At 57.6% G+C, this 14,618-nt stretch carries 13 protein-coding genes; 7 read left to right on the top strand and 6 right to left on the bottom strand.

What is annotated here, in order from left to right; translation table 11 throughout:
* Window positions 1–61: 61 nt before the first annotated feature.
* From DXC99_RS06685 to DXC99_RS06710, 7 genes are all read left to right on the top strand, one after another.
* Entirely contained in the window at window positions 62–712 is a 651-nt protein-coding gene (locus DXC99_RS06685) for a hypothetical protein (RefSeq protein ID WP_233505689.1), read from the top strand.
* A 623-nt stretch (window positions 713–1,335) separates the two neighbouring features.
* Complete coding sequence (locus DXC99_RS06690) at window positions 1,336–1,923, top strand: ribbon-helix-helix protein, CopG family (protein ID WP_117629688.1); 588 nt, start codon at window positions 1,336–1,338, stop codon at window positions 1,921–1,923.
* The gene (locus DXC99_RS06695; RefSeq protein WP_117629689.1) at window positions 1,910–3,109 is read left to right on the top strand and encodes a relaxase/mobilization nuclease domain-containing protein; all 1,200 of its coding nucleotides are present in this window, start codon (window positions 1,910–1,912) and stop codon (window positions 3,107–3,109) included. Before DXC99_RS06690 ends, DXC99_RS06695 begins: the two co-directional genes overlap by 14 nt.
* A gap of 187 nt (window positions 3,110–3,296) precedes the next feature.
* Window positions 3,297–3,422 (top strand): hypothetical protein, encoded by a 126-nt coding sequence (locus DXC99_RS10580; protein WP_255413310.1) that lies wholly within the window; start codon window positions 3,297–3,299, stop codon window positions 3,420–3,422.
* Between the two features lie 271 nt (window positions 3,423–3,693).
* Complete coding sequence (locus DXC99_RS06700; protein ID WP_117629690.1) at window positions 3,694–4,332, top strand: hypothetical protein; 639 nt, start codon at window positions 3,694–3,696, stop codon at window positions 4,330–4,332.
* Window positions 4,329–5,054, top strand: a complete 726-nt coding sequence (locus DXC99_RS06705) for a metallophosphoesterase family protein (protein ID WP_117629691.1) — start codon at window positions 4,329–4,331, stop codon at window positions 5,052–5,054. Before DXC99_RS06700 ends, DXC99_RS06705 begins: the two co-directional genes overlap by 4 nt.
* Window positions 5,054–5,791 (top strand): metallophosphoesterase, encoded by a 738-nt coding sequence (locus DXC99_RS06710; RefSeq protein ID WP_117629692.1) that lies wholly within the window; start codon window positions 5,054–5,056, stop codon window positions 5,789–5,791. Before DXC99_RS06705 ends, DXC99_RS06710 begins: the two co-directional genes overlap by 1 nt.
* A gap of 42 nt (window positions 5,792–5,833) precedes the next feature.
* On the opposite strand, the gene DXC99_RS06715 is transcribed toward DXC99_RS06710, so the two are convergent.
* The 6 genes from DXC99_RS06715 to DXC99_RS06745 form a co-directional block, all read right to left on the bottom strand.
* Window positions 5,834–6,412 (bottom strand): hypothetical protein, encoded by a 579-nt coding sequence (locus DXC99_RS06715; RefSeq protein WP_117629693.1) that lies wholly within the window; start codon window positions 6,410–6,412, stop codon window positions 5,834–5,836.
* A gap of 608 nt (window positions 6,413–7,020) precedes the next feature.
* Complete coding sequence (locus DXC99_RS06725; RefSeq protein ID WP_117629695.1) at window positions 7,021–7,407, bottom strand: hypothetical protein; 387 nt, start codon at window positions 7,405–7,407, stop codon at window positions 7,021–7,023.
* Between the two features lie 9 nt (window positions 7,408–7,416).
* Window positions 7,417–7,662 (bottom strand): hypothetical protein, encoded by a 246-nt coding sequence (locus DXC99_RS06730; RefSeq protein ID WP_117629696.1) that lies wholly within the window; start codon window positions 7,660–7,662, stop codon window positions 7,417–7,419.
* Between the two features lie 218 nt (window positions 7,663–7,880).
* A complete protein-coding gene (gene xerC / locus DXC99_RS06735; RefSeq protein WP_117629697.1) occupies window positions 7,881–9,128 on the bottom strand; it encodes a tyrosine recombinase XerC in 1,248 nt (415 codons plus the stop codon).
* A gap of 537 nt (window positions 9,129–9,665) precedes the next feature.
* Window positions 9,666–11,615: a Stk1 family PASTA domain-containing Ser/Thr kinase gene (pknB, locus tag DXC99_RS06740; protein WP_117629698.1), complete on the bottom strand. Its 1,950-nt coding sequence runs from the start codon at window positions 11,613–11,615 to the stop codon at window positions 9,666–9,668.
* A 132-nt stretch (window positions 11,616–11,747) separates the two neighbouring features.
* On the bottom strand, window positions 11,748–14,618 hold the full coding sequence (locus DXC99_RS06745) for an FtsW/RodA/SpoVE family cell cycle protein (protein ID WP_117629699.1): 2,871 nt from the start codon (window positions 14,616–14,618) through the stop codon (window positions 11,748–11,750).

Below are 14,618 nucleotides of genomic sequence, written 5' to 3' on the forward strand. Positions count from 1 at the left end.
GAGTCGGGCGTTGGATATCGGCTAGTGTCCAACGCCTGGTTTCATGGACAGGGAGATCGGTGTGAGAACAAAGGCTATTATCGTTGCGCTTCTGGTGTGCCTTTCGGCACCTCAACTTGGATGTGCCAGCGTTGCAAAGCAAGGAAGCGGCTCTACGGAAAGGGCCGCCACAGCGGTAAAGAATAAAGACAAAAAGAAGCCAAGCGAAGAAAAGGCGGCGCAAACCTCTGGAACCAAGAACGAGGAGAAGAAAGAATCCGACGACAAGGACCAGAAGTCCGATGACTCCAAGAAGGAGGATAACAAGTCTTCCGATTCCTCGAAGTCGGACAACAAGGGCGATTCCTCCCAGTCCAAGCAGAATTCCGGCAATTCGCAGAGTTCCGGCAGCAACAATTCCTCTTCCAACGGCGGCAGCCAGAAGAAGTGGGTTGCCGAGCAGGGCCACTGGGAGACAGATTACAGCCAGGTCTGGGTACCGAATGTAGTGTATACGCGCCATGAACGTTGGATGTGCTCTGTATGCCATGCGACGTTTAACTCAGCAGCCGAAATGGACAATCATGTTATCTCTACCTACGGTGATGCACAACACCCTAATGGAGCTTCTGCAATCAATGATTCGTATACCACCTCTGAAGATCAGGGGCATTATGAACAGCAGGCTACGGGACAACACTGGGTTGTCGACGTCGCCGGCCACTGGGAGTAATGTACATCGTTCCTCTCCTCTTACATTTGGTAAATGTTAATTTGCGGGCGGCCGGTTCGGCCGCCTTTTTTAGACGCCCAGTCTGGGAGCAAACGATAGGAAAGCAATCAAACGAGAGGCCGTTCCAAAAGAATTCGGCGGTGCCGGATGCTTCGGGCAAAACCTTCCGCAAATCGGTAAGGTCTTCCATCAACTTGCTCCAGCCCTCGCCCGGAGTCCGCTACAGCGAATTTCTAACACTCAGCATCCTTCGCGTTAAAAATTCGCTTCCGCTCACGGTCTCCGCTGACACTACGACACCGCGAAGCCTTTCGCTCGAAACGAGGCCTCTCATTTCGTGTCTACGCTACGCTTCGCCCAATCGCCGTCCCGGTGATTGCAAGATTGGTGTTGGGCTAGATAAATGGGGCCATACTCGCCCCCTTTATCTGCCAACACATCTTGTTTAACACCTCACACGGCGATAAAGTTAGAAATGAAGTTCGCCTTCATTTCTCTAAGGGAAGCGACGGCGTCACTTCAAAAATCGGCGCGACGTCAGTCGCTCCTAAAAAGGAAAGCAATCTCATATCGGTTTTGAATCGGTGGCCTCACCGATTCGCTCTGCTTTCCTGGGGGCATGAATGATGAGTTGCAAACGTCCGTACACCGTTAAGGCGACACTCACTTCTGAAGAATACGAAACGCTTTCCGCTTTGGCAGAAAAGGCGGGCATGACGAAAGCCGAATTCATTCGCTATGCACTGATTCATTGGAATGAATCGTTCGATGATCTAGCCATTTCCAAAAATAAGAACGGTGGCCGTAGCAAAAAGCTGCAAACCGTTTCAGAGGATTCGAACGAAAAGCGCTCGGCGGTTATTTACGTCAAAGTCACCGATGGCGAGCACGAGGCGATTCGCAAGCAGGCGGATGCGCTCGGCACGACCGTCAGTGCGTATGCCCGCCGCGTGATGCTGGCCGGGAAAATCGAGATGATCGATTTCGATATGAGCCAGGTCGCAAAAATCTATCACGAGCTGTATCGCGAGGGGACGAACCTCAACCAGCTGATGTACTTCGTGCACGCGCAAGGTCTTCCGGCCTACAACGAGAAGGCAGTTTTCCGAACGCTTGAAAAGGTTTACCAGAACGCCCGCAAAGTCACTCTCTTTATCGAAGAACTCGAACAGCGCTATTTCGTCGGCGGTGATCAAAATGACCGTCGTTAAGCAGAAAGGTGTTTCGTCCGAGCGCTATGCGAAGAACGTGCGCAAGTACATTAACGGAAAGTACGCTTTGGCCCGCGGCGGCTGGAACCTCGCGAACCGAAAGTACTGGTTTTCCGAGATGGCTATGACGCGGAAGATGTTTCATCACGACAGGCCTGCGCGTGCCGGCGCGAAGAACATAACGATGCTTCATCAGGTTCTTGCGTTTCTTTCCGAGGAGTGCAGCTGCAACGGAGGCAAGATGACCCCCGATGCATGTATGGCCTACGCGGAGCAATGGCTTGCGAAACACTACCCGCATCAACAAGTGATTGTCGCCTTGCATGAGGAAAGCGATAAGGCGGGAAAACGTTACGCGGTCCATATGGCGATTAACCGCACGGATCTTTTGACGGGTAAGCGTTGCGAGACGGGTGGGCGTCGCGGAAAGTACGAACGCGCTGCGTGGGTTCGTGAAATGGACAAGGCCTGGAATCTCGCTCAGCTCGAAAAGGGAAAGAAGAACTCGAAGATTCGAGACCGACAGCCGCGCGACACTGAAAAGAAAATTGTCGATCGGGGAGAGTACAGCTATAAAAACAATTTGCGCGAGTTGATCCATATTGCAATCAACGACTATCACCCGAAGACTATGGAGCAGTTCAAAAAGTTACTTGCCTCATGGGGCGTAGAGATTTTCATTAAGAACAACCGAGTCTATGCGACGGATCTCGATATCAAGGAGGCCGGCAATCCGAAATGCACTTTCAACCTGACCCGTCTTGACGGGCGGTTTGCGATCAAGCAGCTTGAGGCGGCCTTTAAAAATAACGTGCTGGAAGCCGAGCGAGCCCTTCCTTATGAGAGGCGTTGCGAGATTTACATTCAACGGCTTAAGAAAGCGTATTCGGCGTGGGTCGAGCAGGCAGAGGCGAGCAAGGGCGTCGCCTACAATCTCTTCCCTAAGTTCATCGCACCGAAGTGCGATGAAGATCTGCTCGAGGATCCGGCGGTTCGTGATGAGCTTCTTGCCCGGCGCGGTTACGCAAGGGAGATTCGAAACCGTTACGCCGGCGCCGTTCCCGATGCTGGCGATGACCGCGTTCGCGCCGCAGGCCGAGCCCATGGTGGCAACATCGACATCTCGCCGCAGGTCGATCGTGCGGTCGACCGAGGCGATTACGCTCGCGGAGACACGCCTCGCTAGTTTTGGAGAGCCTATCGTCGGTGCCCTAGCGTGCTGCCATCCAGTGCCGATTCTTTCATGCTCGCAATTCGGCGAGGGTGAGGAGTATGAATTGATCGGCGGGAGTCAGCCGCTCTGATAGAATCGTCCTTGCTGTCGGCAGTCCTCGTGCCGGGCAGAGCCCTCCATTCGATGGGAGGTGATGCCCATGACCGATTTCACCGAGCTCGTGAAGCTCCTGACCGCTACGGTCTCGCTCCTCACGGCCCTTGTCGGCCTTTCCAAGGCACTCAAGCAGGGCTCGAAGCCCAAAAAGAAAGGCCACCGTCGCTAAGACGATGACCTAACTCTATTAAGCAACGGCTCTGCCCAGCTCACTACAACTTGGGCTGCCGTCGGCACCATTCTACCCTTCTGACGAGGAATTCGTCCATATTTCAAAAATCGAATCCTGTTCGCGCGTGGGCGCGTGGGCGTAAACTTTTAGTTGGGCAAACCCGACAGATTGGAGCTTGAAACATGAGGGATATGCACCTCATGTCGCTCATAAAACGTCTCCTGACCTCGAAGGAGAACGTTTTTTAGCGACAGAAGGAGACATAAATATGATCTGGTTTACCAGCGACACCCACTTCGGGCATGAGAACGTGCTGAAGTTCACCGACCGCCCGTGGGAGACGATTTGGCAGATGAACGACGCCATCGTCGACAGCATCAACGGCAGGGTTGCCGTGGACGACGAGCTCTACATCCTGGGTGATTTCTCATTCAAGATGACCGCCCAGGACGCCTACGGGCTGCGCAAGCGGATCGCCTGCAGGCGCATCCACCTCGTCCCGGGAAACCACGACAAGGACTGGACCCAGCCGGCGGTCGCGGGCGCCTTCACCGTGGAGCCGCCGATCTGCGTGCTCAAGATCGACGGGCAGAAGATCGTCCTGAGCCATTACCCCATGGCCGACTGGCAGGGCATGAGCCATGGATCGTGGCACCTCCACGGGCACATCCACAGCAGCGGCGGCGCGTACAACGAGTTCAACCGCAAGCAGGGCCTTCTGCGCTACGACGTCGGTTGCGATGCCAACGGGCACTCCCCGGTGAGCCTCGACGAGCTGAGGGAGTGGTTCGCCGGAGTCGGCGAGCCGTGCGGCCGGGTGAAATGGCCCTGGTGGGTCAACGAGACCGGCGACAGGCAGGTCGAGCGCGAGCTGGCGGCGTACAAGAGGGAAGAGGTGATTCGATGACGGTCTATGTGACGGGCGACATCCACGGTGGGCTCGACATGCAAAAGCTCCGCGACTGGGAGCTTGGGGATAGCCTTACCGGCGATGACTACCTCATTGTCGCCGGCGACTTTGGCTTTCCGTGGGATTTCTCTGCCGAGGAATGCGCCGATATCGCCTGGCTGGAGTCGCGCCCCTACACGGTGCTGTTCGTCGACGGCAACCACGAGCGCTTCGATCACTGGGCGGAGCGACCCATGGAACTGTGGCACGGTGGGCTGACGCAACGCCTGTCGGATACTTCGTCTATCCGCCGCCTCATGCGCGGGGAGGTCTTCGAGCTCGACGGCTCGACGGTCTTCACCATGGGCGGTGCCACGAGCGTGGACAGGGAATACCGCGTGCCGTATTCCAGCTGGTGGCCTCAGGAGCTTCCGGACGAGCGCGAATTCGATGCCGCGCGGGCCAAGCTCGACGAGGTCGGCTGGAAGGTCGACTGCGTCATCACCCATACCTGCGCCACGCGCATGCTCTCGCCGACGCTCTACCCGGACCCGGGCTGGGAACGCCCTGATGTGGACCGGCTGACCGGATTCCTCGACGAGATCGAGGATCGCCTGGACTATAAGCACTGGTATTACGGTCATTTTCACCGAGACGGCAACCCGGACGAACGGCACACGGTGCTGTATGACCGGATCGTGAGGCTCGGGGACAAACTCCTGCCGTGGGGTGCGTACTGATGACGGTCTATGTGACAGGCGACGTGCACGGCAGGGCCGAGTACGGGTCCAGCCGGTTTGCATTCAAAAATTGGCCGCTGGGCCGGACCCTGACGCGCGATGACGCGGTGATCGTGGCCGGCGACTTCGGCTTTGTCTGGGATGGCTCGAATGCTGAGAGGTATTGGCTCGACTGGTTCGAGTCGAAGCCCTGGACCACGTGTTTCGTAGACGGCAACCATGAGAACCACCACGCCCTGGCCGGGCTGCCGGTGCGGGAGTGGAACGGCGGGCTCGTCCATGAGGCACGACCGCACGTGCTGCACCTGATGCGCGGAGAGGTGTTCGATATCGACGGGCTCACAGTCCTTGCCATGGGCGGCGCCGCGAGCAACGACAGGCAGTATCGCAAGGAGGGGAGGAGCTGGTGGCCCGAGGAGATGCCGAGCGAGAAAGAGACGGAACACTGCCGCTCCTCGCTCGACCGCGTGGGCTGGAAGGTCGACTACGTTGTGACTCACGAGGCTCCTGCTGCCCTGGCTAGAGAGCTGTGTCGCGAACGCGGACGTGAGTACCGCGGGGATCCGCTGCAAACCTTCCTGGGTGAGCTCGACGGACGGCTCGGCTACCGCGTCTGGTTCTTCGGTCACTACCATCGCGATAAATGGTGCGACACCAGGCATCGCCTTATCTATCGAGACATCGTGCCGATCGAAGATGCTGCGCCCGGTTCTAGAAACCTTCTAAAAGCGCTCTAGAAGGTTTCTAGAAATCAGTTACCTGACAGGAAGGGCGCGGGACTACTCGCCCCTCATCTTGGTCATGACCTCGACCTTGGCCTCGGCCACGGTCGCCCGCCGCTCGGAGGCGGCGAGGCGGTCCTTGAGGGCGGCGACTTCGGCCATCAGGTCGCGCTGGGCCAGGAGCGCATCGCTCAGCTCGGCTTGGGCTTTCAACGCGGCGTCACGCTCGACGCGCAGACGCTCGATCTCATCGGACATGGCCTCAGCCTCGGCGTGGAGCTGGACGACCTGCCTGCTGAGCTCCCTGGCATCGGCGAGGTATCTGACGCTCGCGGCATGGAGCTCATTGTTTTCGAGCTCGATGCTCGCGGTGTCGAGCTCGAACTTCTCCTCGATAAAGGCGACCCGCTCATTGCAGTCGGCCTCAAGTCTTTCGTTCCGGTCTCTCGCCTCGACGAGCTTGCGGTTGAATTCGTCGAGCTGGGCCCTGAGTAACGCGTTCTCGGTCTTGAGATCGGCGGTCTCGCGCAGCAGCTTCTCTCGCCAAGCCTTTTCAATCTGCTCGGCGGCCTCATCGAGGACGTCCTTCGCGCCGGGCGTCTCGCTGATTTTTCTGTCGTTCGGGTTGTCTGTCATCGTGCGGCACTCCAATCAACAATGGGCATGGCTCCGCCATGCCGTACGGCTGGGAACAAATACGCGGCCGCTGTTGAGTTGTGTTTGTCCTGCGCTTGGTGAGTTCTAAAAGCGTCTCAAGTCATACGTTCACGCAGGTTTTCGATTGGAGAAATACCGCACGTTTTCATGGTATCACGTGCCTTAAAGAACATGAATGGGCGGTCATATCGATTCGTTGAAAATAGCACCTACGACGTGCTGGTGGCGGGAGAGTGATGGCGTTAAAGATGTCGAGAATGATTATGGGAGTATTTTAGATGCAGGTATGAGAAAGGGTCGAATCGAAGTGTCTGGCCGGACGCCAATTGTCCGGGAACTGTTTCGGTTCGACCCTGCTTCATTTTACATCCGCGGCATGTTTTTGTAGACGCCTGGCGATTACCGACCTTCACGACCTCGATGACGGTTTCCCCGTCCTCGATTCTTGCCAGATTGCGGTAGACATGCTGCGTGAATGGTCGGATATCATTTGAGCCAGAATCATCTTCTATTGAAGCGGATTCTGGCTCAGTGGTTTTTAACTCGGTTGTTTGACAGAAGCCCACGTCGATAGTCGGGCTGTGGACTTAAGATTTCGGGGGCTCCCAAGCGTTTTCGATCGCGGCGCGGTAGATTGCAGCGTAATTAAGCATCCAGCTGCCATCACCAGTTTTTTGAATATACCCCTTATCCTTTAGAGAAGTATAGGCTCGGGATATCGTGTTCTTGCTCAAGTGGTAGTGATCCTCAATCCATTTGCTTCTAGCGCAAAAGCCCATGGGCCGTTTGTTTTTGGAAGGTTTTCCAAACTTCCATACGAGGCCGAGGATGAGACGCTCGGCGGCAACGGTGGTGACGCAGCACGCCCACTCGGGCACTGAAATAAAAATAGCTTTATCCATTTTCTCTATAATCTTTCGTTGCTCGGTAACATCATCGTTGAATATGTCGGAAATTGACGGTAGCTCGCTCATGTTTACCGCCTAGTCAAGGTGGGCGGTACGACCTTCAAGCTGCTTGAAAAGCTCATAGAATGAGCTTTCAAACATGTAATTCGAGCGATGGATTTGGATGAGCTTGCCGGACTCGCGCATAAACTTGCGCGCGGTGTTTTCGCTCCAGCCAGTGAGTTCGCGGATATCGTTAACGCGGAGTAACCGATCGCACTGAGCGGCACCAGTGGGGAAAGTCGGTGTGGACGCCTGAGTGCTAATCTGTGGAGTAGCCATGATGAGCTATCCTTTCAATGAGGGCCCTCCCTGTGCTTGTAAGACTTACCAGGTTCATAAGCACTTGGGGGGCCGGTTTTTATGACTACATGCGTAGCCATCTGACAGCTTTAGAATCTATTAAAACTCATTAGATGTCAATCAAATAAAGCGTCTACCTGCGGAAATAGTAGTATAGTACCGTAATATTATTGATGAAACGATGAATGAATGACATGCTATTTCTCGCTTTTCTGTATATAGGCGTTGATGAAGTCTTCGTAGCCTTTAACTGCTTTTATTTCTGATTGTTGAACGAGGCTTGTATACGTTTTGAGCGTGATATTGGGGTCCGCGTGGCCAAGAATACCTTGCACGCTTCTAACGTCCGATCCGTTCGCCAGCATAAAAGTGCTTACACAATGCCTGAGCTGATGCGGGCAGATGCCCTTATATAGTTTTCCGCCAGTCGAATTGTTCGGCTCATAGATTCCAAGATTACAGCTAACTGCGAAATCGCGAAACCAATGGTTGAAGATGTAGTTTTTCATGTGACAGACAGTAGGGACCCCCTGCTTGACAGCAATATCGCTAATGATGGGAGTGCTGCCAGTCTGGGACAGCCCCAGAGAGGCCAGGAGCTCTTTTTGTATGGCTGACCATGATTGAAGGCGTTCGGCCAAGGTTTCTCCAACGGGGATTTTGCGTTGGCTTTCTTGTGACTTGGGTGCCCTCAGTTCATGGTCGTTGGTGTACTGCCTGTCAATTTTCAAGGTTTTATTGGCAGGGTCCCAATCGCGCCATTCGAGGCCCAGCATCTCGCCTTTCCGCATACCCGTATACACTAGTACTAGCGTACCAACAGCTTCGGCGGTGAGCTCAATGTGTTGAAGATGTGTGCATAGGGTAGCTACTTGGTCGATTGTCAGTGATTCTCTTTTGTTGCGTGGTCTGCGAACATGAACGGTAGCGCAGGGGTTTCGGTCAATTATTCTCTTTGCGACTGCATTCGACAGAATCTGACGCAGTTTTGAATTGATTCGTACAAGCTCTGATGGTTTGTATTTTCCCGTACGACGAGCTTCGGCATATGCTTCTTCGATTAGATCGGGAGTTAGCCCCTCAATTGTCTGAAACGCACCGAATAGGTCTTCGATATGCCTGCAATCGTACGCTTCTCTTTCATAGCTCGTTGGCACAAGCTCGGTGTCCCTATTTTCATGAAAGGCCCAGCAGTAGGACGCAAGCAAAGTGGGCTTTTTAGTTTTAGTGATCGTGCCAGAGGAGTTGATTTCAGCCAGCTTGGCCTGCATTGCAGCCTTAGCTTCTGTTTTAGTCTTGCAACGAACCGTATAAGTTGGGGATCGTTTGTAGCGCCCTGTCTTCGGGTCCTTGACTCCAAGGGAAAAATAATAGCGATAGGTGTTAGGTGATCTCTTGTCTTTCCAACACGTGCCTCTTCCGCTAATGAGTGGCTGTTCTGACATCTTTGCACTCCGTTTCTTTGAATAGTTTTCAACAATTCATTGAGTGCAGTTTAGCTAAAGCCGTTAGTAATATGTTTGTAAAAGCATAGGCGCAGCTACCGGAGGCAAAAGACGCAAACTGCTATGTTTATCTGCGGTTATATGATGTTCAATGATGCTTGATGAATGGTAGGGGGTAGCATTAAATCATATCTCCTAAAGCGGGTGTCGACGGTTCGAATCCGCCCGGGGGCACCAGGGAATATGACGGCGTCGCGAGAGCGGCGCCGTTTCTGGTTTGTGGGGCCGCCGGCGGATTCGGACTGTCGACACCCGCGTCACCAATTTCCCCGCGGGGGGAGTTTTCGAATCCGCCCGGGGGCACCAGAGGAATATCGAGCCCGGTACCACCACGGTGCCGGGCTCTTCTGGTCTAAAGGCATGCCGTAGTTTTCGATGATTCAGCTAAAGCGAAGCGCCCGTTTGCCGGGGGAGCAAACGGGCGCCATTGAGCGAATGTTTTTGCGTCATCAGCCGCTGTGGGCAACGTCTTGATGACTAGTTGGTCGTGCCGGAATCGTCGCCTGAATCAGTACCAGAGCCAGAAATCGAAACCGTCAGCGTGATCGTGCTGTCGGTGGACTGCTTACCGGTGGGGGAGACGCCCGTAACGGTGGCGTTTTCGTTGCCACTCACGGGGTTGCCGTTCTGGTCGCAGAACGCGATGTTGTAGAACCCGGCGTTGTTGAGCGCGGTGACGGCGGCGGAGATGCTCTTGCCGTACAGGTTACCCGGAACGCTGGCCTTGCCGGACTTCTTGGCAATGACGACGGTAATCGTGGCGCCGGGCTTCTGCTTACCGCTGGGGTTCCAGCTGATCACGGTGCCCTCGGTAACCGAGTCGTTCTCCTGGTAGCTCACGTCGACGCCAAAGCCTGCCATATCGAGGGCGTTGCGTGCCTGGGCCTCGGTCATGTCGGTCAGATCGGGCACCGAGGTGGTGTCCGGGCCGCTGGAGACCTTGTACGAGATGGTCGTGCCCTTCTCGACCTCCTTGCCGGCAGCAGTGCTCTGTTCAAAGACCTGACCCTCTTCGGCCTCGTTGGCTTCTTCCGAAGCGCTGCCCTTCAGGCCCACGCTTGCCAGTGCGGCCTCGGCTTGGTCCTTGGTCAGGCCGATGAGCTGCGGAACCTCAACCTTCTCGGAGGGCTTAGGGCCCTTGGAGATTACCAGGTTCACCCTCGTGCCCTTGGCCTTCTTGGTGTTGCCGTTGGGGGTCTGCTCGGCGACCTTTCCCTCGTCGACATCGTCGTTGTAGCTCTGGTCGACGGAGCCAACCTCAAGGCCGGCTTTCTTGATCAGCTCAATAGCGGTTTCCTGGTCCTTGCCCAGCACGTCGGGCACCGTGACCTGTTCGCCACTGAACATGCCCGTGGCAAAGGCCACTACAATGCCAATCACGGCGACGGCGGCAATCACGGCGGCGATGATCTTGTTCTTGTTGGACTTAGGCTTCTCAGCCTCGTAGGAGCCCGTGGAGCCCGAGGCAGCACTGCGGGCGGTATTCTGACCGCTCACGCCCGAGACGGGACGAACCATAGCGCGCGTTGAGTCGGAAAGCTCGCGGGTCTTGGTGGCGCCCAGGTCGCCGGCGGCACCGATGACGCGCGTGGGCTCCGAGACGTTGACAGCACGGCCGGACAGGTAGCTGTTGAGCACCTGACGCAGCTCGTCGGCTGTCTGGAAGCGGTTTGCCGGGTCCTTCTCCATGCACTTGAGGATGATGCGCTCCAGGTCGGCATCGACGCCGGAGTTGATCTGGCTCGGCGGGATGGGGAGCTCGTTGACCTGCTTGAGCGCGACCGAGATGGCGTCGTCGCCGTCAAAGGGTACGCGGCCGGTGGCGCACTCGTACATGACGACACCCAGCGAGTAGATATCCGAGGTGGGGCCGAGGTCCTGGCCGCGGGTCTGCTCGGGGCTTACATAGTGGGCGGTGCCCAGCACGTTGTTGTCCTGCGTGAGATGACTGTTCTTGGCGCGTGCGATGCCAAAATCCATTACCTTGATGTTGCCGTCGGGCAGCACCATGATGTTTTGCGGCTTAATGTCGCGGTGGATGATCTCGTGCTTGTGTGCGACCGAAAGTGCGGAGCTGATCTGCGAGCCGATCTGCGCGACCTTCTTGGGATCGAGGGCGCCGTGGCTCTTGATGCCGCTCTTAAGGTCGGTACCGCGCAGGTACTCCATGACGATGTAATAGGTGTCGCCGTCCTTGCCCCAGTCGTAGACGCCCACGATATAGGGGGAGGACAAGCCGGCAGCTGCCTGGGCTTCCTGCTTAAAGCGAGCGGCGAAGGTGGCGTCGCCGGCATACTGCGGCAGCATGATCTTGACGGCAACCGTGCGGTCGAGGACCTGATCCTGTGCGCGGTAGACGGTCGCCATACCGCCCGTTCCCACCTTATCCTTGAGGAGGTATCTTCCCCCGAGGACCCTCTGTTCCATTCCTGCTCCTAACATAACTATTCGCTCAACGATGTGTGTAGTACCAAATGTGTGGCCGCTGGGGCCGTGTGGCGCGTAGCCGCTAGCTCATCGGCCGTGGCGCGTCCCAAGTATCCGCTTTGATCACGGGCATCACGCCCCCTGTGCGGCGAGCGCCGCGGTCAGGACGATACCGGCAATCTTAGCCGCCTTGACGTCGTGTTTGTCGTAATCCTCCAGGGCCACCGAGATGGCAACCGTGGGTGAATCGTAAGGTGCAAAGCCAACAAACGTAGAGTTGACGTTGGTGCCGCCGGTCTCGGGCGAACCGGTCTTGCCGGCAACCTTGACGCCCGGAATCTGGGCATCGGTGCCGGTACCGGACTGGACGACGGCGAGCATGGCCTGCTTGACCTGGTCGGCCGTGGCAGAGCTGACAGCCTGGCCCAGAGAGCGGGACTGCGTGGTCTTAACCACGGTTCCGTCCGGGGCGAGTATCTGGGACACAAAGAACGGGTCCATGACCACGCCGCTGTTGGCGATAGCGGCGGCGATCACGCAACTCTGCATAACGGTGGTCTGCGGGCCAGGCGTGTGGTCCATGCCGACGGGCTGGCCGGCGCCTGCCCAAGCGGTCTCCCACTCGGTCATAAGCGACGGGTCGGCCATGATGGAGGCGGCGGAGGTCAGATCTTGGCCGAGCTTTTGGCCGTAGCCAAAGGCGTTGGCAAACTGGACGAGCGAGCTGGCGCCAATCTCGTTGGCCACCTGGCCAAAGACGACGTTGGACGACACGGCGAAGGCCTGCTGCAGGCTGATGGTGCCGTAGCTTTCGTTGGCATAGTTGGTGACCGGCGCGTTGCCGATGTCCATGGAGCCGGGCGCCTGGTACGTGCTGGTAAGGCTGGCGGTGCCGGTTTCGAGTGCCGCGGAGAGCGTGACGACCTTAAAGGTCGAGCCCGGGGTGTACAGTGCGTCCATGGCACGGTTGTACATGGAGCCGTCCTCGCCGCCGCCCGACTGGAGCAGCGCATCGATGTTGGTGTTGTCGTAGGTGGGCGAGCTCGCGCACGCAAGGACCGCACCGGTGCGCGGATCCATGACCACCACAGCGCCCTTAAAGCCCTTGAGCGCCTGCTCGGCAGCCGTCTGGATGCGCGAGTCGATGGTGAGCTTGGCGGTATTGCCCGGCTGGGTCTGCCCCGCGAGCGACGCGATGGCGTTGTTCCAGCTGGAGTAATCCTTGGAGCCGGTGAGCGTGTCGTTCATGACGCTCTCGATGCCAGCGGTGCCATACTGCTGGCTCACGTAGCCCACCACGTGCGCGGCCATATTGCCGTTGGGGTAGGAGCGGGCGTAGGTGCCGTCCTCCTGCTGCAGCGACTCGGCCAGCGTCACGCCGTCGGACGTGATGATGGAGCCACGCTGGATGTACTTGGAGCGGGCGATGGCGTGGTTGTTGGTCGGCATGTCCTGGTAGTCCTTCGCCTTGATGACCTGGACATAGGTGAGGTTGCCGATAAGGATGGCGAACAGCGCCGTGAAGGCAAGCACGGCACGAGTCAGACGGTTGGCAAGTGCCACGCGGCCGAGCACGCCGGACTCGGGCGTGTCGAGCAGGCGACGACGCATGCGAGAACCCGCGGAGCGGTTACCGACGCTGTAGGAAGGTGCGTTGGCAAAACGCGTACCGGTCGGGGCAGCGGCGGATGCGACCTGGTCATCGGTGATGGTGGCCATGGTGCCGGTGCCGGTGAGCTCGGCTTCGCGTCCGGTTGCCTCGTCGCCGGCGCGCAGCAGCAGCGCGACGATAATAAAGCTCGCCAGCAGCGAGGAGCCGCCCTGGCTCATAAAGGGCAGGGTGACGCCGGTCAGCGGGATCAGGCGGGTTACGCCGCCAACGATTAAGAATGCCTGGAAGCTGATGGCTGCCGTAAGGCCGGTCGCGCTAAAGGCGGCAAGGTCGGACTTAGCGCGGGCGGCCGTGGTGAGGCCGCGCACGGCAAAAAGCATAAACAGGATGAGCACGGCGCCGCCGCCCAAAAGGCCCATTTCCTCGCCGATGGCCGAGAAGATAAAGTCGGACTCGACGACGGGGATGTTGTTTGCCATGCCGTTGCCAATGCCGACGCCGGCCAGGCCGCCGTCGGCCAGCGAGTAAAGTGACTGTACGATCTGGTAGCCCTGGCCCTGGGCGTCCTTAAACGGATCGGCCCAGACTTGGAAACGCACCTGCACGTGCGACAGGAACTTGTATGCGCCCACGGCTCCAACGGCTAGCAGTGCAAGGCCGATGATGACGTACGAAAGGCGTCCCGTGGCAACATAGAGCATCAGCAAAAAGATGGTATAGAACAGGACGGCCGAGCCCAGGTCGCGTTCGAAGACGACGATGAGCAGGCACACGCCCCACACGGCAAACAGCGGCAACAGCAGGCGGAAGCGCGGAATCTTGAGGCCCAGGATCTTGCGGTTGGAGATGGAGAGCAGCTCGCGGTTCTCGGCCAGATAGCCTGCCAGGAACAGGACGATGAAGACCTTGGCGAACTCGCCGGGCTGGATGGTGAAGCCCGCGATGCGAATCCACAGCTTGGAGCCCGAGATCGTGGTGCCGATAAAGATCGGCAGCATCAGCAGGATGATGCCGATAATGCCAAAGGTGTACTTGTAGCGCATAACCACGTCGAGGTTCTTGACCAGTGCGAGCGTTCCCACCATGAGCGCCACCGAGACAAACAAGATGATGAGCTGCGAGATGGCGAGGTCGGGGGCCAGGCGCGTCACGAATGTGATGCCGATGCCCGAGAGCACAAAGACGATGGGCAGGATGGCGGGGTCGGCGCCGGGCGCCAGGATGCGCACGGCGATATGCGCCGCGGCGAAGGCGGCGAACAGGCCGATCGGCACGGCGAGCGTCTCAAAGGAAATCGTGGCACCCGCGGTGAGCACGTACATCGCATAGAGCAGGATGACGGGGAACGCCGAGGCGATGAGCAAGAGCAGTTCGGTGTTGCGGCGACTCAT

The organism is Collinsella sp. TF10-11AT (genome assembly GCF_003437565.1).
Lineage (GTDB): Bacteria > Actinomycetota > Coriobacteriia > Coriobacteriales > Coriobacteriaceae > Collinsella.